An 18,739-nucleotide genomic window follows, 5' to 3' on the forward strand; every position below is an offset into this window, starting at 1 on the left:
CACTGTACTTCGAGGGCCGTGCCACGTAGATCTACACCTTCCAGGATCAGCAAGATCCATTGTCAGGTGTGTCCACACCACAGGGGTCACCTCAGGGCGGCCGTGGAGGATGTCGCCGCGCCCGCGCATGACGGCCTCGGTGGAGAACACGACAGACTGGCCGACGAGGTAGTCCTCGGGGTCCTTGAGCGGGGAGCGGGCCACCGAGATGACGGGGCAGGGCAGTTTGTCGAGGGCTTCGTAGCGGCGGTGGCCGTTCTCGGTGTCCTCGACGACACCGACCAGGCGGCCGGTGAAGCGGCTGTGGATGTCGGTGAGGGTGGGGGTGAAATAGCCGCCGACATCGAGGAGAGAGATGGGTTCCCCGGCGGCCCGGGATTCGAAGTAGTCCAGCGCGGTGTCCGGGTCGGTGAACAGTTCGCGGGTCAGGGTGTCGACGGCGACGGTCCGCTCGGTCTCGCGCTGGGCAGCCGGGTGGACGGATTTCGGCTTGGGCAGCACCGCCGTGAGCCGCGTCATCGCGGCAACGGCGCGGACGAATGCGGGGCGCTCGGCCAGTAGGTGGGTGATCAGGAACGACGAGGTCTGCTCGTCGGGAGCGAACTGGACGGCGATCCGGGCGAAGTATGCGTCCAGCTTGGCGCGTTCGAAGGTTTCCACGGCACTTGCCTCTCATCCGTACAACAGGGGCCGTGCAGGGAGTTCCAGGGGGTCAGCGGCTGCGGGCAAGCCCGAACAGCAGCCGGTCGGCCCCGCTTGCGGTATCCAGGTAGGTGTCGAGCTGAGAGGCGCCGGCGGACTGCGACAGCGGTTCCAGACCGAGCAGGAGAACGGCTGTGCCGGTGCGGGCGACCAGCGCTGTCCAGTCGAGGCGGCTCGGCAGCCGCAGCCTGCGGGAGGCGCCTGGGAAGTGCAGAAACACGTGGTCGCCGATGATGTGGAGGCAGCGGCCAGCGTCCCGGACCACGTCCCCCGCCCGGCCCAGTCCGCCGAGGCTGTCTGCGAGACGCCGCATGCGGGCTTCGGGCGCGTCAGCAGTGCCAGGGAGGGCGGAGGCAGGACTGTGGGTGATCAGGATGTGGGCGATCTCGCGGCCGTCCGGACCGGTGCCCGGCCAGCTCCAGGCGGCGAGCGAGATCAGTAGCCGAAGCTCGGGGCCGGTCGGAGTGAGGGTGGCGCTCACGCGGTCGTCCCTCCTGCGGTCTTGAAGCAGGACCAAACGATCTTTCCGAGCGGTGTGCGGTCCTGCACTCCCCAGCCGTCGGCGAGCGCGGCCACCAGGACCAGACCGCGTCCGGACAAGTCGGTGTCGGCGGCTTGGCGAGTCTCGGGGCGCCGACGGCGGCTGTCGTGCACCTCTAGGCGTACGACGTCGTCCTCGGCGTCGAGACGGACCAGGAATCCGTGGTCGGAGACAGTGCCGTGGACCAGTGCATTCGTCGCCAACTCGGACACACAAAGGCGGATGTCGTCGATCCGTTCCGCAAGGCCCCATCCGGCCAGGGTCTCGGAGGCGAATTCCCGTGCCTGTCCCACGGATTCGGGGTGGGCCTTGAAGAAGCGGTGCACCGTTTCAATCATTGCTGCCCTCATGACTCGGCATCCAGGAGGCGGATGGTTCCCGGGCTGTGGCGTCGGGCCGCCGTGCTGGAGGCAATCGGCGGGCATGCGGGGTGGGACCGGCGGACCAGAAGCAGCCGGGAGCCGGCAGCCTCGATCCGCCGACCGCGTTCAGCGGCTATCGCCTTGGGGCCGAGGTGTGACGCGGCCGGGGCGAGCACGCCGTAGACGTCCGGCAGGGCCAACACGTCCAGCAGACCGGTGAAGGCCGCCGAGCCGGGGCTGGCACTCGCCTCGCGTTCGGTGAAGACGCCGGACAGCTCCAGCTCGTGGCTGCGGCAGTACTCGGCGAGCGAGGCGACCAGCGCCTCCTGCCGGGCTTCGGAGACCCGCACCAGCCGCAGGAAGCCGTAGACGACAGGCCCGCTGACCAGGCGATGTTCCGTGAGGGGTTCCATGCGGGGGACCGTCCAAAGGGTCGACGAGTAGTGACGATCCTGAGCATGGAGGTCCCCGAACTCCCGGCCAATTACCTGCCGTTCTACTTCCGTTCCACTTTTGTCCCGCCGCCCCCACCCGTCTGCTTCGATGACGGTGGAAGGGAGTGAGCGTGGCAACCGTGCACCACTGGACCGGCTTGGAGGCCAGGGCACTGCGTCTCGCCCTGCGCTTGAGCGTGCGGGCCTTTGCCGAGCACCTCGGCGTGGCCGTCGCGACGGTCTCGAAGTGGGAGAGCAAGCGCGCCGAAACCGAGCCCAGACCCGACACCCAGGCCATCCTCGATACCGCCCTCGGACGCGCGGACGCCGCCGCCCACCTGCGCTTCGAGACGCTCCTGTCGGAGATGGCCAGCACCGTGCAAGGTGCCGGACGGCGCGTCACCCCCGCCGGCCCCCGAGCCTGGGAGTACGAATCGTGGGCGGACGACCTGGACCACGACTACGCGACCCGCGTCATGCAGGCCGCGACCCGCGACTTCGAGGACCTCACCGAACCCGACGACTGGTCGGTCGCCCACCAGAAACTCGCCCTCGCCCGCCGTGGCGCCGGCGACCTCACCCAGGCCCTGCACTTCATCGACATCGCCCGCAGCAGCGGGGCCGCCGACTCCCCGATGCAACGCGTACGGCTGGACACCGCTCATGGCCACATCCTGCTCTCCGACGCGGCGACCCGGGATGATGGACTCCTTGTCCTCGATCAGGCCACCCGCACGGCCGCGCAATACGGACTCGTGCACCAACTGCGCAGTATCGAGGGCATCAAGGCCATGAACGAGGGGCCGACCCGCCCCCGGCGACGGTGACCAGGGAGAGACGCGTGAGTGACAACCAGCAGGCCATCACCGAGGACCAGTGGCGCCGGGCCGCGCTGATCTGGGACTACCACCAGATGCACCACCAGCTGCGGCCCGTCGACGTGGCGATCGGGCTGGGCAGCCACGACCTCGGCGTGGCCACCCACTCCGCCGAGCTGTACCGCGCCGGGCTGTTCCCGACCCTGGTCTTCACCGGCGGCAACAGCCCCACCACCGCCAAGGTCTTCCCGCGCGGCGAGGCCGTCCACTTTCGCGAGCACGCCATCGACCTCGGCGTCCCCGCCGAGGCGATCCTGCTGGAACCGGAGGCTGGCAACACCGGGCAGAACGTCACTCTCTCCCGAGAGGTCCTCGCCGCCGCCGGCATCACCCCGACGACGGTGATGCTGGTCTCCAAGCCCTACATGGAACGGCGGTCGTTCGCGACCGCCCGCAAGCTGTGGCCCGACGTCGAGATCCTCTGCGCGTCGGAGCCGCTGGAGTTCGACGACTACGTGAAGTCCATCGGCGATGAGAAGCTCGTCCTGGACATGCTCGTCGGCGATCTCCAGCGGGTCATCGAGTATCCGAAGCTCGGATTCGCCATCGAGCAGGAGGTCCCGGAGGACGTGCATGGAGCGTACGAATCCCTCATCCATGACGGCTTCACCAGCCGTCTCATCTCTTCCTGACCTGCCCGAGTCGGGCGGGCTGTGTGCAATTCACCAGCCCAATCTGTTCCCGAGACTGACCACACTGGCCAAGCTGTTCGCGGCGGACTACTGGATCGTCCTGGACGACGTGCAGTTCACCCGCCGCGACTACCAGCACCGAGCCCGCCTCGGTGCCCTCGACGAACCGGATCGTCGGCAGTGGCTCACCGTCCCCACACACCTTCCCCACGGGCGGTCGACTCTCATCCGGGACGCGTTGATCGACGATCCCGACCGGGCCCGCCGGAAGACCGCGGGTGTACTGCGGCAGCACTACGGAGCGAGCCCACACTGGCCGGCCCTCGCACAGGCCCTGGACCCCGTACTGGATGCCTTCGGCACCGGCAGGACCGCCACTGTTGCTGCAATCTCCACCCGCGTTCTGCTCGGCCTGCTCGGCTGGCAGGGCCAGATCCTCGCCAGCAGCGATCTGCCCTCCCGCCCGGGACGCTCCCAGCGGCTCGCCGACCTCTGCGCCGCTACCTACGCCCGCGCGTATATGTGCGGGACCGGCGGCATGACCTATCTCGACCCGGCACCGTTCGCCGCCGAGGGCATCGCCGTCACGCCCTTCCAGCCGCCGACGACCAACATCTGGTCCTCCAGCCGAAGGCTCAGTGCGCTGTGGGCGTTGGCGGCACTCGGCCCACAGGATCTGGCGGCCCGCCTGCAGGAGCTCACTCCATCCATGCCGAGTGAGGGCACCGGGCATGGCACAAACGCTGTGGATGAACGGACCGAGTGCCGTACTGCGCGGCTGCCGGTGCTTCGCTCCGTCCCAAAGACGAAGACGTGAACGATGGGCGCGACGCGACCATGTTCTGTGGCGGTGCATGGGCTCTTGGGAGGTCGGTAGGCGACGGCGCCCAGGCGGTGACTACTGCATCACCAACGTCGAAGGCCCCCGCAGCAAGCTGCGGGGGCCTTCGACGTATTGCCCGGTGAGAGCAATGGCGGAGGATACGAGATTCGAACTCGTGAGGGGTTGCCCCCAACACGCTTTCCAAGCGTGCGCCCTAGGCCACTAGGCGAATCCTCCGCGGCAAACAATACAAGACGTTGGGGAGTGCTCGCGAACCTGTTCCCTCGTTGATCGTCCGGGACGGTTCCGGAGCCGGGTGGTGGGTGGGCGGGGGTGGACCGGAGGGGGTGGGGATCCGCTAAGGTGGGCGTCAGCCCCTCACGTGGCGCTATCTGACTGAACTCCCCCAGGGCCGGAAGGCAGCAAGGGTAGGTTGGCTCTGGCGGGTGCGTGGGGGGCCCTTTGCGTTGTCCGGGCGGGTTCCGCTGCGGGGTCGCCGGACGGTACGGGGCCGGTTGTCGGTCCGTCCCGATAACCTCGTAGGTGTGTCGTCCCTTGCGCTGTACCGCCGCTACCGCCCCGAGTCGTTCGCCGAGGTCATCGGTCAGGAGCATGTCACTGACCCGCTGCAGCAGGCCCTGCGTAACAACCGGGTCAATCACGCGTACCTGTTCAGCGGGCCGCGCGGCTGCGGAAAGACGACCAGTGCGCGCATCCTCGCCCGCTGTCTGAACTGTGAGCAGGGCCCGACGCCGACCCCGTGCGGCGAGTGCCAGTCCTGCCAGGACCTCGCGCGCAACGGGCCGGGTTCCATCGATGTGATCGAGATCGACGCGGCATCGCACGGTGGCGTGGACGACGCCCGTGACCTGCGCGAGAAGGCGTTCTTCGGTCCCGCGTCGAGTCGCTACAAGATCTACATCATCGACGAGGCGCACATGGTCACCCCGGCAGGGTTCAATGCCCTGCTGAAGGTGGTCGAGGAGCCGCCGGAGCATCTCAAGTTCATCTTCGCGACCACCGAGCCCGAGAAGGTCATCGGCACGATCCGGTCGCGTACGCACCACTACCCGTTCCGGCTGGTCCCGCCGGGGACGCTGCGCGGGTATCTCGCCGAGGTCTGCGGCAAGGAGAACAGCTCCGTCGAGGACGGAGTGCTGCCGCTGGTCGTGCGGGCCGGTGCGGGATCCGTGCGTGACTCGATGTCCGTCATGGACCAGTTGCTGGCCGGCGCGGGCGACGACGGTGTGACATACGCCATGGCGACCTCTCTGCTCGGCTACACGGACGGGTCCCTGCTCGACTCCGTCGTGGACGCCTTCGCGGCGGGTGACGGAGCCGCCGCCTTCGAGGTCGTGGACCGGGTGATCGAGGGCGGCAACGACCCGCGCCGCTTCGTCGCCGACCTGTTGGAGCGGCTGCGCGACCTGGTGATCCTGGCCGCCGTCCCCGACGCCGGGGACAAGGGCCTCATCGACGCCCCCGCCGATGTCGTCGAGCGCATGCAGGCCCAGGCGTCCGTCTTCGGTGCCGCCGAGCTGAGCCGCGCCGCCGACCTGGTCAACGAGGGGCTCACGGAGATGCGCGGGGCGACGTCGCCGCGCCTCCAGGTGGAGCTGATCTGCGCCCGGGTCCTGCTGCCCGCCGCCTTCGACGACGAGCGTTCGCTCCAGGCCCGGCTGGACCGGCTGGAGCGCGGCGCGTCCTTCGCGGCACCCACCGCCGCCCCCGCCGCCGGTCCCCCCCTGGGGTACGTACCGGGGCCGGAGGCTCAGGCCCACGCTCCCGTCGCTCCGGCCGGACAGCCCGGTGGCGGACCCGCCGCGGCCCGTGCGGCGGTACGGGGCGACGCCCCCGCGGCCCCCGCCCCTGCGGCGTTCGCGCCGCCGGTCGCGGCCGAGCCCGTGGCCCCCGCCGCGCCCGCCCAGCAGCCCCCGGCACAGGCTCCCGCGCCCGCCCAGCGCCCCGGGTCGTGGCCCGCGGCCGCCGGTACGGAACAGGCGCGCCGGCCCGGCGGCTGGCCCACCGCCTCCGCGCCCGGCAGCACGCCCCCCGCCCCGCAGAGCGCCGCCCCGGCCCCCGCGCGGCCGGCCGCGCCCGCCGCCCCGGCCCCCGTCGCCCCCGCCCCCGCGCCCGGCCAGGGCATGGTGCAGGGCGCCGCCCAGGTCCGGAACATGTGGCCGGACATCCTGGAGGCGGTGAAGAACCGCCGCCGGTTCACCTGGATCCTGCTCAGCCAGAACGCCCAGGTCACCGGCTTCGACGGAACCACCCTCCAGATCGGCTTCCTCAACGCGGGCGCCCGCGACAACTTCGCGAGCAGCGGCAGCGAGGAAGTGCTGAAGCAGGCGCTCTCCGAGCACTTCAACGCCCAGTGGCGGGTCGAGGCCGTCGTCGATGCCTCCGGCGGTGCCGGAATGCCTCCGGAGACCGGCGGTGGACGCCCGGCGGCCCCCGCGTACCAGCCCGCGCCCGCGGCCCCCCAGCCGTACGAGTCCCAGCCGGCCCCGGCACAGCAGCCCCCGCAGCCCCACTCCGCACCGGCCCACCAGCCCCCGCAGTCGCAGCCGCCCCAGCGCGGCCAGGGCCAGGGGCCCGGCCAGGGACCGGGCGCGGAGCACTCTTCCTTCGGTGCGGAACCGCCGCGTCCGGTGGCACCGGAGGACGACACCCCGGAGGCCGACGACCCGGATCTCGTCGACTCGGCGCTCTCCGGGCACGACCTGATCGTCCGCGAGCTGGGCGCCACGGTCGTGGAGGAATTCACCAACGAGCAGTGACGAGGCCGGTGGCACCTCCCGCTGTCCACGGCCTGGCGGACCTGGAGGTGTCCACGGACCGGCGGCCGTCAAGACCCCCGGCACCCGGCGGTTAGGCTGCACCCGTGAAGGTCCTCGTCATCGGCGGCGGCGCCCGCGAACACGCCCTGTGCCGCTCTCTGTCCCTCGACCCCGACGTCACCGCTCTGTACTGCGCCCCCGGCAACGCCGGCATCGCAGAGGTGGCCGAACTGCACCCGGTCGATCCGCTCGACGGCGACGCCGTCGCGCGCCTCGCCACCGACCTGGGCGCCGAGCTGGTGGTCGTCGGCCCGGAGGCACCCCTTGTCGCGGGGGTCGCCGACTTCGTGCGCGCGGCCGGCATCCCGTGCTTCGGCCCCTCCGGCGAGGCCGCCCAGCTGGAAGGCTCCAAGGCGTTCGCCAAGGACGTCATGGCCGGAGCGGGCGTTCCGACCGCCCGCAGCTATGTCTGCACCACCCCCGCCGAGATCGACACGGCCCTCGACGCCTTCGGTGCCCCGTACGTCGTCAAGGACGACGGTCTCGCGGCGGGCAAGGGCGTTGTCGTCACCGACGACATCGAGGCGGCCCGCGCCCACGCGCTGGCCTGCGACCGCGTGGTCATCGAGGAGTTCCTCGACGGCCCCGAGGTCAGCCTCTTCGCGATCACCGACGGCATCACCGTGCTGCCGCTCCAGCCCGCCCAGGACTTCAAGCGGGCCCTGGACGGCGACGAAGGCCCGAACACCGGCGGCATGGGCGCGTACTCCCCGCTCCCGTGGGCCGACCCCAAGCTGGTCGACGAGGTCATGGAGACCGTTCTCCAGCCGACGGTCGACGAGCTGCGGCGCCGCGGTACGCCCTTCTCCGGGCTGCTCTACGCGGGCCTCGCGATCACCTCGCGCGGGGTACGGGTCATCGAGTTCAACGCCCGCTTCGGTGACCCCGAGACCCAGGTGGTCCTGGCCCGTCTGAAGACCCCGCTGGCCGGTGTCCTGCTCGGCTCCGCCAACGGCACGCTCGACCTTCTCCCCCCGCTGACCTGGCGCGAGGACGCGGCGGTCACCGTGGTCATCGCCTCGCACAACTACCCGGGCACCCCGCGCACCGGCGACCCGATCGAGGGCCTCGCGGACGTCGAGGCACAGGATGCCCCGCACGCGTACGTCCTGCACGCGGGGACCCGGACCGAGGGGGACGCGATCGTGACCGCGGGCGGCCGGGTGCTCTCCGTGACGGCGACCGGCAAGGACCTCACGCAGGCCCGTGAGCGCGCTTACACCGCGCTGGGCCGGATCCGGCTCGACGGCGCCCAGCACCGTACGGACATCGCCAGGCAGGCCGCGGACGCCTGACCGCCGACGCGGAGACCCGAGGCGACCTGACGTGGAGGCCTGACGCGGAGACCCGAGGCGACCTGACGCGCGTACGGGGTGGGGTCCGGGGGTGGAGACCCGAGGTGGAGACCCGACCGCCGGGTGGCTCTCCGCCGACCGGTATCTCCGTGGTTGCGCGCCCCTTGTGCGCCGGTGCGTGAGGCGCTTTTGAGCCGCACGTACCGGTTGCACTGCCTTATCGGCGTCGACAAGTCAGCAGCTTTGCCCAAAGCCATTCCATCGAGTGACGACTAGGCCATCCGGATGACGTCCGCCGGGCCCCCAACTAGGGTGCGGCGGAAGCGTTCCGGCACTTGGCCCACCGGCATTGCGATGTCAGTGACGGGTGCCACAGTGGGGGAGTGAGCAACAGCGTCGCGGGGGCAGAGGGGGTGACTTCCGGCCGTGTCCGGTACCGACGTAGGTGAGGAACTGGGGGCGCGGGCAGCGCGGGCCCGAGCGCTCGCGCTGCTGCGTATCCGCAGCAGGGCACTCGCCGTGGCGATCCTGCCGGCGGCCGTGGCCGTCGTGCTGTTCGCCGCGGCCGCGCAGGGCCACATCGGCGGCGCGGGCTGGGACGCGGTGCGCTGGTCGATGGCCTGTGTGGCCGTCCTGGTGCTGCTGGTCACTGTCGGCGTCGCCGTGTCCGTCGCCCGCGCGCGCCCCGCGGTCAGTCCGACCGTCGCCGTGACGGAGGAAGCGGCCCCCGATCTCTACCGGCTGGTCAGGGACCTGGCCGAGCGGCTCGATGTCCCGGCGCCGTCGGCCATAGCGCTGACCCCGGACTGCGACAGCTGGCTGGAGGACCGTACACATCCCGCCGCCCAGCCGAAGGGGCGCGCCGGACCAGGAGCGGTGGCCCAGGAATTCGCGGCCGAGCGCCGCCGCCGCAGGGTGCCGGCCGCCCCCGTCCTGGTGATCGGCTCGCCCTTCCTGTGGTGGATGCGGGTCGCCGAGCTGCGCGCGGTGCTCGCCCCGGTCGTCGCGGGCACGGCGCCCTCCGCGCACCCCGACATAGCCGCGGCACGCCGGTTCGTGCGCGGGCTCGACGCGGCGGTGGCGGACGCCTCCGCCGCCGGATCCGGGCCGGTACGCGGGCTCCCGCTCGCCTTCGTCGGCTGGATCTCCCGGCTGCTGCTGCGCGGTTGCCGCGGCCACGCCGCCGAGATGGAGCGGTGCGTGGCAGCTTCCGCCTCCATGCGCGCACAGGGTGTGGATCACAGGCTCCGCATCGTCGCCCAGGAACAGGTCGGACTCGCCTACGCGGGCTGGGACCGGCTGCTGACCCGGGTCGCGCTGCCCGCCTGGCGAATGGGGCGCTGGCCCTCGCGGCTGGACGCGGGCGTCGTCTCCGCGCTCACGGAGCTCTCCCGGCGCGACCGGTTGGCCGAGGGGTTCACCTCCCGGCTCGGCGAGCGGCCCGCCTGCGACCTCCTGGAAGAACCCGGTACGGCCGACGAGGCGACCTCGCTGCTCGCCGCCCGGCTCTTCCACGGCGGTCCCGCCGAGAGCGGCCCCGACTGGGCGCCGGTCGACTGGCAGCAGTATCCCGAGGAGGTCGTCGACCGGAAGTGGCGCTCGGAGGCCGCCCGGCTGCACCGGGTGCTCGACTCCCTGGGCGTACCTCCGGTGTCCGCGGCCGAGCCCGGGGGGCCCACCCTGGCCCGGGTCATGGAACACCTCGCAGGACCGGGCGGTACGGGCGAGGAGCTGGCGGCCGGGATCAGTGCCGAGGTCGCCCGTGAGGAGGCCGCGGCCCCGCCGGCCGGGGGCGGTGCGTCGGAGCCGCGCACATCGGGCGGCGCGGGCCCGGACCCCCTTGACCTCTGGGGCCCCGATCCGCTTCCGCTCTTCCCGCTCCAGCCGCCGCGTACGGGCACGGAGTTGCTCGCCGACCATGTCGCGGCGATGGTCTGCTGTGCGGCCGTGGACACGGCAGGGGCGGCCCCCGGCCTGGACTGGCTGGACGGCCCCGCGCTGCTGGTCGACGGCGAGCGCCGGGCGGACCTGGGCACTCCGGTCCTCAGCCTGGTGGAGGACGGTGACGCGGGACCTCTGCGGAGCTGGCTCACCGATCTGGGTGTGCGCTCGGACAAGCCGGTACGCCTGGTCTGAGCAACGGGCCACGCCTCGGGGCCGCGAGGGACCGTGCGCGGGCCGCTGCCGGGCCGCGAGGGACCGTACGTGCTGCTTCCCGGGCCGCCGCGTGCGGACCGCAAGGGAGACCCTGTACGCGGGCTGCTCCCTTGCCGCCCCCGGGACGGCAAGGGACCCCGTACGCGGGGATGTCCCCGGGCCGCGCTCCCGGGCCGCGCTCCCGGGCCGCGCTCCCGGGCCGCGAGGGACCCCGTACGTCGGCCGCTTGCCGCGCTGCCGCCCCTGGCCGCAAGGGAACCCGCACGCGGGCTGCTCCCGGGCCGCGAGGTCGGCCGCTTGCCGCGCCGCCGCCTCCTGGCCGCAAGGGAACCCGCTCCCGGGCTGCTCCCGGCCGCATCGGGCCGCTGACGAGCCGCAACGGGCGGGACCCGGCGGGCAACCGCTCCCCGTCCGCAACGGGCCGTACACGGCGCTCTGTTGCCCCAGAGGCGTACGCGCGGCTGCCGCCCAGCCGTTCCTCCCGCCCTGCTGTTCCCGTCACTTCGCCGTCCCGCCCTGCCGTCCCCGTCACTCCGGCCGTCCCACCGCTCTCCCGCGCCCGGTCCCACCCCGACCGGCCGTAAACGCCCGCCTCCGACCCGCCTCCGAGCCGCACCGGTCCCGCCCCCGACCCGCCTCCGAGCCGCACCGATCCTGCCCCCGACCCGCCCTGTCCACGCACCGGCCGAAACTTGCCCATCCGGTCCGCTCGACTCGTCCCAACTCGCCCCGGATGCCCGCCGGGAGCCGCCCCGGCCCGTGGAGGGCGCCGCCGCGTGCGCCTCCCGAACAGAGTCCCTCGCCCACCCTCTTCGCGGCGCGGTGCGGACCGGTCCCAGCTCTCAATAACCGGAAGGGCAGGTTCCGTTCACGTCAATTCGCGACGAACGGTGACGGATCGCATGCGTTATGTGATGTGCTGGGGCCCAGTGCTGACATCAAGCCACAGGATTGGCGCACCAACGATGTCCGGGGACTGAGGGAGGGGAGCGGTATGGGGGCGGAGCAGATTCGCCGGGCGGAACACATCCGCCGATGGGAATCGGGTGCCCTCGCGCATGCCGTGAGCGATCCTTTCGGCCAAGGGCCACTGCCCTGGCTGCGCGGCAGCGAGAACTATTTCGACGACACCGGCCAGGTCGTCCCCTGGTACGCGGACCCGGATCTCGGCCGTGGAGGGGCCGGCGGCGGCACTCGTACGGCTGATGATGTGCACCGGCAGATCAAGGGTTTCGTCTCGCCCAGTGCCGCCGCCCCGGGCGAGGCCATCGACTTCCACATCACCGTGGACCCGCCCCAGCAGTTCTCCGTCGACATCTACCGGATCGGCCACTACGCGGGCGACGGCGCAGCCAAGATCACCACGAGTCCCCGGCTCTCCGGCATCGTCCAGCCCGCCCCGCTGGCCGCCGACCGTACGGTCTCCTGCCACCACTGGTGGATGTCGTGGCGGCTGCAGATCCCCGGCTACTGGTCGGTCGGCGCGTACGTCGCCGTCCTGACCACCGTCGACGGCTACCGCTCCCACATCCCCTTCACGGTCCGCGACGACCACCCCGCCGATCTGCTGCTCCTGCTGCCCGACATCACCTGGCAGGCGTACAACCTCTATCCCGAGGACGGCCGTACCGGCGCCAGCCTCTACCACGCCTGGGACGAGCAGGGGCGGCTGCTCGGCGAGCAGGACGCCGCCGCCACGATCTCCTTCGACCGCCCCTTCGCGGGCGCCGGGCTGCCGCTCCACGTGGGGCACGCCTACGACTTCATCCGCTGGGCCGAGCGGTACGGCTACGACCTCGCCTACGCGGACGCCCGCGACCTGCACGCGGGCCGCGTCGATCCCAGCCGCTACCGGGGCCTGATCTTCCCCGGCCACGACGAGTACTGGTCCCTGCCCATGCGGCGCACCACCGAGCTCGCCCGGGACACCGGCACCTCGCTCGTCTTCCTCTCGGCGAACACCATGTACTGGCAGGTCGGCCTCGCCCCGTCCGCCTCCGGGGTCCCCGACCGCCTGCTCACCTGCCGAAAACGCCGGGGGCCGGGGAAGCCGACGCTGTGGCGCGAGGTCGACCGGCCGGAGCAGCAGCTCCTCGGCATCCAGTACGCGGGCCGGGTCCCCGAACCCCGCCCCCTGGTCGTGCGGAACGCGGAGCACTGGCTCTGGGACGCCACGGGCGCCGCCGAGGGCGACGAGCTGGACGGTCTGGTGGCGGGTGAGGCCGACCGCTACTTCCCGCGCACCTCGCTGCCCGAGCACGACAACCGCATCCTGCTCGCCCACTCCCCGTACCAGGACTCCGAGGGGGCCACCCGCCACCAGGAGACGTCCCTGTACCGGGCCCCGTCGGGCGCTCTGGTCTTCGCCTCCGGCACCTTCGCCTGGTCCCCGGCGCTGGACCGCCCCGGTCATGTGGACGCGCGGATCCAGCGCGCCACGGCCAATCTCCTCGACCGGATCTGCAAACGCGACTGACCTGCCGGCCCGTGCGCCCCAGGAACGGCCCATGGCACCTCAGGAACGGCCCGTGCGCCCCAGGAACGGCCTGTGCGGCCCTGTGCGGGGTCCGAACCCGCGCAGTCGGGCCCAGGGATGGCGGGACGGGTGCCGGTGACGCGTTCCCCGGCCCGCACCACCGGTCGCACCACCGGCCCGCACTTGCCCGCACCGCCCGCCCCGGCCCTTCGGACGCACCGGGCGGCCCCGCTCCCGGGTCCGGCGCCGGGATACGGGACAATCGGAACCGCTCCTGGATCAACCTACGCGGAGGCAGCGTGTCCGGTTTCGTAGAAAAGCCCGAGCCCGTGCAGGTCTCGGGCCTCACCCACCTGCACACCGGCAAGGTGCGTGACCTGTACCGGAACGAGGCGGGCGACCTCGTCATGGTCGCCAGCGACCGTATGTCCGCGTACGACTGGGTCCTGCCCACCGAGATTCCCGACAAGGGCCGCGTCCTCACCCGGCTCTCGCTGTGGTGGTTCGACCAGCTCGCCGATCTGGTGCCCAACCATGTGCTGTCCACCGAGCTGCCGGCCGGCGCTCCGGCGGACTGGGCGGGCCGCACGCTGGTCTGCAAGTCGCTGCGGATGGTCCAGGTCGAGTGCGTGGCCCGCGGCTATCTGACCGGCTCGGGACTCGTCGAGTACAACCGCTCCCGTACGGTCTGCGGCATCGGCCTTCCCGAGGGGCTCCTCGACGGCTCCGAGCTCCCCGGCCCGATCTTCACACCCGCCACCAAGGCGGCCGTCGGCGACCACGACGAGAACGTGAGTTACGAGGAGGTCGCCCGGGAGGTCGGCGTCGAGACGGCGGCCCTGCTGCGGCAGACCACCCTGGACGTCTACCGCAGGGCCCGGGACGTCGCGCACGAGCGGGGGATCATCCTCGCCGACACGAAGTTCGAGTTCGGCTTCGAGCCCACGGCGGACGGCGACGAGCGGCTGATCCTCGCGGACGAGGTGCTGACCCCCGACTCCTCCCGCTTCTGGCCTACCGCGGGCTGGGAGCCGGGCCGTGCCCAGCCCTCGTACGACAAGCAGTTCGTCCGGGACTGGCTGACCTCGCCGGCCTCCGGCTGGGACCGCGCGAGCGAGCAGCCGCCCCCGGCGCTGCCGCAGGAGATCGTCGACGCGACCCGGGCCAAGTACATCGAGGCGTACGAGCTGCTGACCGGCAGCAGCTGGTAGCCGCCGGCAGCCGCGTACGGCGGACAGCGAGAAGGCCCCGGTCCTGAGGACCGGGGCCTTCTCCGTGGAGCGAACGACGAGGTTCGAACTCGCGACCTCAACCTTGGCAAGGTTGCGCTCTACCAGCTGAGCTACGTTCGCATGCGCCGAAGCGCGATGCCCACTATACCCATCCTCGCTCCCGTGCGAGACGCACTGCCGTATGACGGTTCTCCGCACCGATCTTCGAGGCGGCGGAGGACAGGTAGTTCCGCACGGTTCCCTGCGACAGCGAAGCCCGTTCCGCGATCTCCGCGACCGGTGCCCCGTCCGCCGCGAGCTCCAGTACTTCGGCCTCCCTGACGGTCAGCGGAGAGTCCCCGGCGGCGATGGCGTCGGCGGCCAACTCCGGGTCCACGTAACGGTTTCCGGTGTGCACGCTGCGGATGATCTCGGCGAGTCGGCGGGCGCTCACCGTCTTCGGCACGAAGCCCCGCACGCCCGCCGCGAGGGCCCGCTTGAGATGTCCCGGGCGGCCGTGGCTCGTCACGATCATGGTCCGGCAGCCGGGCAGCGCGGACCGCAGGGATGTGGCGACGTTCACACCGTCCGCCCCCGGCATCTCCAGGTCGAGGACCGCGACATCGGGCCGGTGGGCCAGTGCCATGGCGATGGCCTCGGGGCCGGTCGCCGCCTCCGCGACCACGACGAGATCGTCCTCCAGGGCGAGGAGAGCGGCCAGCGCGCCCCGGATCAGATGTTCGTCGTCGGCGAGCAGCACCCGTACGGGCGGCGCGGTTGTCATCGTTCCTCCATGAAGGGTTCCAACGGCGATGACCCGGAACCGGAACCGGAATCGGAACCGGAACCGGGACCCGCCCCGGCCCTGGCGGCCCCGGACACAGGACCATCCCCCGACCCCGCCCCCGACCCCGCCCCGGACCCCGACGCCGCCCCGGATCCCGAACCCGCCCCGGACCTCGACCCCGACGCCGCCCCGGATCCCGAACCCGCCCCGGACCCCGCCCTCGCGTCCGATTCCGGTACCGTCGCGGTCAGCCGGAAGAGGCCGGCTGCCGCCGGTCCCGCCTCCAGCGATCCGCCGAGCGCCGCGAGCCGTTCCCGCAGTCCGGCGAGGCCCGAGCCGCCGCCCGGGGTCCCGGAGGCGGTGTCCGCCGCCCCGCCGCCCTCCGCGGCCATCCCGTCGTTCTCCACGACCAGGACGGCGGCGCCCCCGGCCGTCGTGAGCCGGATCGTGCACCGCTGCGGGTCGCCGTGCCGCAGCACATTCGTCGCGGCCTCCCGGACGACCCAGCCGAGCGCGGCCTGCACCGGCGGGGCGAGCAGCCCGCCGCTCCGGTCGTCGATGCCGCAAGCGATTCCGGCGGCCCGCAACACGCCCTGGGCGCCCAGCAGTTCCGTACTCAGGTCCGCCTCGCGGTAGCCGCGTACGACATCGCGCACCTCTTGCTGGGAGGTGCGCGCGATGCGCTGCACCTCGACCATCTGGTCCATGGCCGCCGCGTTGCCGCGCTGGGCCAGCTCCACCGCCAGTTCGCTCTTCAGCGCGATCACCGCCAGATTCCGGCCCAGCACGTCGTGCATGTCGCGGCCGAACCGCAGCCGTTCCTCGGCGACGGCGAGCCGGGTCTCCATGTCCTGGGCGTCCCGCAGCTTCGTCATCACCCCCAACGACCACGCGGACACGCGCGTCGTGAACGCGACCAGCCCGCTGCCGAACACCGACGAGACGATGATGCTCACCACGAACGCTCCGTCCGCTCCGGCCAGCGCGGCGCCGCCGCTCAGCGCCGCGGCCACCGCGGTCTGGAAGACGAGGGACACCCACAGCGGTACGAAGAGGACGAGCGGGGTGACGTACGGCACCGCCGAGGCGATGAGGGCCAGTTGCAGCTCGGGGAACTGTTCCACCCCGGTGTACCGGCCGAGGGCCAGCAGCCCGGTGGCATTCGCCAGGAACAGGAGGAATCCGAGGACGGCGAGCCGCCGGTCGACGGCGCTCCGGCCCAGGTACTCGTCGAGCGCGCGGGCGGTCAGCCGGGTCCCGCAGAACCCTTGGGCGAGCGCGGTCAGCAGTGCCGCGACGATCAGTACGACGGGTGCGTCGGAGGCCCGCACCGGACGGGTCACCATCAGCAGGGACTGGGAGACGACCGTCAGCCATACCAGCGAGTACAGCGTGCCGCGCGTGTAGAGATCGATCTTGTCGAAGCCGCTGCGGCTCTGCCAGCCCCGCATCCTCGTCCTCAGCCACACGGCACAGCCCTCCCTCTCAGCGACGCGGGTCCCAGCGGAACCACCGCTTCACAGCAAACACGGCGAACACGGTCCAGGCCAGCGCCGTCACCGCCGCCCCGATCAGGTCACCGCCCCCGCCCCCGCCCCCGCCGAGCCAGCCGGCCCGTACGAGGGTCATCACCCCGGTCAGCGGCAGCAGCTCGCACACCGAGGCGACCCGGTCCGGGAAGACGTCCAGCGGGATGAAGACACCCGAGCCCAGCATCGAGACGAAGAACAGCGGCAACGTGGTGAGCTGCGAGGTCTGCACCGTACGGGTCAGAGTCGCGGTCGCCGCCGCCAGCGCGGACAGCAGGACGGACCCCACCAGGAGCCCGGCGACGAGCAGGTCCGGCCGCCCCGGTGCGCCGAGGCCGAAGGCGAGCGTGCCGATCACCACGATCAGTACGCACTGGACGAGGGCCAGGAGCACGGCCGGCAGGGCGGTCCCGGTCAGGATCTCCGGGTCGGAGACCTCGCCCGTGCGCAGCCGCTTCAGGACGAGTTCCTCGCGCCGGGCCACGTACGCGGAGACGAGGTTCAGGTAGACGACCTGGAGCAGCACCATGCCGATGCCGCCGGTCAGGGCCGCCCCGGCGACGCTCAGCCCGGTGCCGCCGAGGTCGATCCGGTCGAGCGAGGACTTGATCGCGAAGATCATCAGGAGCGGCATGAGCAGCGCGATGAAGACGGCTGTCCGGTTGCGCGCGAGGAGGGTCAGTTCGGCCCGCCCGAGCGCGCTCAGCCGCCCCGCAGCGGTGGAGGTCGCGGTCATGCCGTCACCTGGCCCTTCCGTACGTTCGTACCGTCCGGCCGTGCGTCCGCCGGGTGCGGGGCCTGTGCGTGCTGGGTCTTCGCGATGTCGAGGAATGCCTCTTCGAGCGACCCGGAACGGGCATCGAGCCCGGCCAGCCGGACCCCCGACTCCCGCGCCCAGTGCAGGAGTTCGTGCAGGGACTCCTGGAGCTCCGGGGTGCGGATCTCGATGCGCCGGCCGTCGGCCGCCGCCCGCAGCGTGAGCGGGAGCCGTGAGGCCGGTACGTCGTCCGGCAGCGCGAACCGGATCCGGGCCGGCTGCCGGGCCGTGACCTCGGCGGTCGTCCCCGTGGTCACGATCCGCCCCTGGTGCATGATCGCCAGCCGGTCGGCGAGCGCCTCGGCCTCCTCCAGGTGGTGGGTGGTCAGCAGCACGGTCGTGCCGTTGTCGCGCAGCGCCCGGACCAGGTCCCAGGTGTCGCGCCGTCCCTCGGCGTCGAGCCCGGTGGTCGGCTCGTCCAGGAAGAGCACCTCGGGCCGGGAGGTCAGGGCCAGCGCCAGGTCGAGGCGGCGCCGCTCGCCGCCGGACAGCTGCTTGACCCGCACCCCGGTGCGCGCGGACAGACCCACGAGCTCCAGGACCTCGGCCCCGGGCCGGGCGCCGCTGGTGCAGGCCGACCACATCCGTACGGTCTCGGCGACCGTCAGATCGGATGGGAAGCCGCCCTCCTGGAGCATCACCCCGGTCCGCGGGCGGACGGCGGCGCGCTCGCGGTACGGGTCGTGGCCGAGCACCCGTACGGTTCCGCTGTCCGGGCCGGCCAGGCCCTCCAGGAGCTCGACGGTGGAGGTCTTGCCCGCACCGTTGGTCCCGAGCAGGGCGAACAGCTCACCGCGGGCCACCGAGAAAGTGATCCCGGACATGGCCTCGAAGCCGCCCGCGTAGCTGCGCCGGACGTCGACCGCCTCGATCACGGGGTCCTGCCCCCGCGCCGGCCTTTGTCCCCGTTCCCGTCCCTGTCCCCGTTCCCGTCTCTGCCTCTGTCCCTGTCTCTGTCCCTGTCCGCGTTCGCTGAGAGCGTCGTCGCTGGTCATGACTTCAGACTCGCGCCGGATCAGGAACGGGAGCAGTGCGCGCTGTCATCACTGCTCATGACAAACGTCATGGATGCCGGAAACCCATGGGGAACGGAGAGCGGGCGGCGCGTATCGGGATCGGAGATACGACAAAGGCCCCGATCGAAATCGATCGGGGCCTTTGATCAAGAGCGGACGACCAGGTTCGAACTGGCGACCTCAACCTTGGCAAGGTTGCGCTCTACCAACTGAGCTACGTCCGCATTGCCGCCACTCGG

The 18,739-nt window shown here is 72.0% G+C and carries 15 protein-coding genes, 3 tRNA genes, 1 other RNA gene and 1 pseudogene; 9 read left to right on the forward strand and 11 right to left on the reverse strand.

The genetic code is table 11. From position 1 onward, the window contains the following. From ACIGJO_RS32685 to ACIGJO_RS32700, 4 genes and pseudogenes are all read right to left on the reverse strand, one after another. Nucleotides 1-660: pseudogene (locus ACIGJO_RS32685) on the reverse strand (hypothetical protein); the annotation flags it as partial. 52 nt (nt 661-712) lie between these two features. Beyond that, nucleotides 713-1,183 carry a hypothetical protein gene (locus ACIGJO_RS32690; RefSeq protein WP_399964484.1) on the reverse strand — a complete coding sequence of 157 codons (471 nt, stop codon included), beginning with the start codon at nt 1,181-1,183 and terminating at the stop codon, nt 713-715. Beyond that, nucleotides 1,180-1,581, reverse strand: a complete 402-nt coding sequence (locus ACIGJO_RS32695; protein WP_399964486.1) for an ATP-binding protein — start codon at nt 1,579-1,581, stop codon at nt 1,180-1,182. Before ACIGJO_RS32695 ends, ACIGJO_RS32690 begins: the two co-directional genes overlap by 4 nt. 8 nt (nt 1,582-1,589) lie before the next feature. Beyond that, nucleotides 1,590-2,018 carry a hypothetical protein gene (locus ACIGJO_RS32700; protein ID WP_399964488.1) on the reverse strand — a complete coding sequence of 143 codons (429 nt, stop codon included), beginning with the start codon at nt 2,016-2,018 and terminating at the stop codon, nt 1,590-1,592. Between the two features lie 152 nt (nt 2,019-2,170). Between ACIGJO_RS32700 and ACIGJO_RS32705 the strand changes: the two genes are divergently transcribed. The 3 genes from ACIGJO_RS32705 to ACIGJO_RS32715 are packed head-to-tail and all read left to right on the forward strand — an operon-like array spanning nt 2,171 to nt 4,366. Then, nucleotides 2,171-2,866 (forward strand): helix-turn-helix domain-containing protein, encoded by a 696-nt coding sequence (locus tag ACIGJO_RS32705; protein ID WP_399964490.1) that lies wholly within the window; start codon nt 2,171-2,173, stop codon nt 2,864-2,866. A gap of 14 nt (nt 2,867-2,880) precedes the next feature. Next, a complete protein-coding gene (locus tag ACIGJO_RS32710) occupies nt 2,881-3,549 on the forward strand; it encodes a YdcF family protein (protein ID WP_399964492.1) in 669 nt (222 codons plus the stop codon). Next, on the forward strand, nt 3,515-4,366 hold the full coding sequence (locus tag ACIGJO_RS32715) for a WbqC family protein (RefSeq protein WP_399964494.1): 852 nt from the start codon (nt 3,515-3,517) through the stop codon (nt 4,364-4,366). The genes ACIGJO_RS32710 and ACIGJO_RS32715 overlap by 35 nt, the downstream gene beginning before the upstream one ends. A gap of 155 nt (nt 4,367-4,521) precedes the next feature. Here ACIGJO_RS32715 and ACIGJO_RS32720 read toward each other — a convergent pair. Then, nucleotides 4,522-4,609 (reverse strand) — tRNA-Ser (locus ACIGJO_RS32720). Nucleotides 4,610-4,742: 133 nt separating this feature from the next. On the opposite strand from ACIGJO_RS32720, the gene ffs reads away from it, so the two are divergent. The 6 genes from ffs (at nt 4,743) to ACIGJO_RS32750 (ending at nt 14,351) form a co-directional block, all read left to right on the forward strand. Further along, nucleotides 4,743-4,837, forward strand: an RNA gene (gene ffs, locus ACIGJO_RS32725) — signal recognition particle sRNA small type. Nucleotides 4,838-4,917: 80 nt separating this feature from the next. Continuing rightward, a complete protein-coding gene (locus ACIGJO_RS32730; protein WP_399964496.1) occupies nt 4,918-7,152 on the forward strand; it encodes a DNA polymerase III subunit gamma and tau in 2,235 nt (744 codons plus the stop codon). 104 nt (nt 7,153-7,256) lie between these two features. Further along, nucleotides 7,257-8,507 carry a phosphoribosylamine--glycine ligase gene (gene purD / locus ACIGJO_RS32735; protein WP_399964498.1) on the forward strand — a complete coding sequence of 417 codons (1,251 nt, stop codon included), beginning with the start codon at nt 7,257-7,259 and terminating at the stop codon, nt 8,505-8,507. A gap of 426 nt (nt 8,508-8,933) precedes the next feature. After that, on the forward strand, nt 8,934-10,643 hold the full coding sequence (locus ACIGJO_RS32740; protein ID WP_399964500.1) for a hypothetical protein: 1,710 nt from the start codon (nt 8,934-8,936) through the stop codon (nt 10,641-10,643). Between the two features lie 1,015 nt (nt 10,644-11,658). Continuing rightward, the gene (locus ACIGJO_RS32745; protein WP_266932438.1) at nt 11,659-13,140 is read left to right on the forward strand and encodes a N,N-dimethylformamidase beta subunit family domain-containing protein; all 1,482 of its coding nucleotides are present in this window, start codon (nt 11,659-11,661) and stop codon (nt 13,138-13,140) included. Nucleotides 13,141-13,439: 299 nt separating this feature from the next. Then, nucleotides 13,440-14,351, forward strand: a complete 912-nt coding sequence (locus ACIGJO_RS32750; RefSeq protein WP_399964504.1) for a phosphoribosylaminoimidazolesuccinocarboxamide synthase — start codon at nt 13,440-13,442, stop codon at nt 14,349-14,351. Nucleotides 14,352-14,416: 65 nt separating this feature from the next. On the opposite strand, the gene ACIGJO_RS32755 is transcribed toward ACIGJO_RS32750, so the two are convergent. The 6 genes from ACIGJO_RS32755 to ACIGJO_RS32780 all read right to left on the reverse strand — a co-directional run bounded on the left by ACIGJO_RS32755 (nt 14,417) and on the right by ACIGJO_RS32780 (nt 18,724). After that, nucleotides 14,417-14,492 (reverse strand) — tRNA-Gly (locus tag ACIGJO_RS32755). A 22-nt stretch (nt 14,493-14,514) separates the two neighbouring features. Beyond that, nucleotides 14,515-15,135, reverse strand: a complete 621-nt coding sequence (locus ACIGJO_RS32760; protein WP_399964507.1) for a response regulator — start codon at nt 15,133-15,135, stop codon at nt 14,515-14,517. Continuing rightward, the gene (locus ACIGJO_RS32765; protein ID WP_399964509.1) at nt 15,132-16,607 is read right to left on the reverse strand and encodes a sensor histidine kinase; all 1,476 of its coding nucleotides are present in this window, start codon (nt 16,605-16,607) and stop codon (nt 15,132-15,134) included. Before ACIGJO_RS32765 ends, ACIGJO_RS32760 begins: the two co-directional genes overlap by 4 nt. 16 nt (nt 16,608-16,623) lie before the next feature. Continuing rightward, nucleotides 16,624-17,403, reverse strand: a complete 780-nt coding sequence (locus ACIGJO_RS32770; protein ID WP_399964511.1) for an ABC transporter permease — start codon at nt 17,401-17,403, stop codon at nt 16,624-16,626. Next, entirely contained in the window at nt 17,400-18,479 is a 1,080-nt protein-coding gene (locus ACIGJO_RS32775; protein ID WP_399964513.1) for an ABC transporter ATP-binding protein, read from the reverse strand. Before ACIGJO_RS32775 ends, ACIGJO_RS32770 begins: the two co-directional genes overlap by 4 nt. A 172-nt stretch (nt 18,480-18,651) precedes the next feature. Further along, nucleotides 18,652-18,724 (reverse strand) — tRNA-Gly (locus ACIGJO_RS32780). Nucleotides 18,725-18,739 lie beyond the last annotated feature (15 nt).

The sequence above is a fragment of the Streptomyces sp. NPDC079020 genome, assembly GCF_044542225.1.
Taxonomy (GTDB): domain Bacteria; phylum Actinomycetota; class Actinomycetes; order Streptomycetales; family Streptomycetaceae; genus Streptomyces.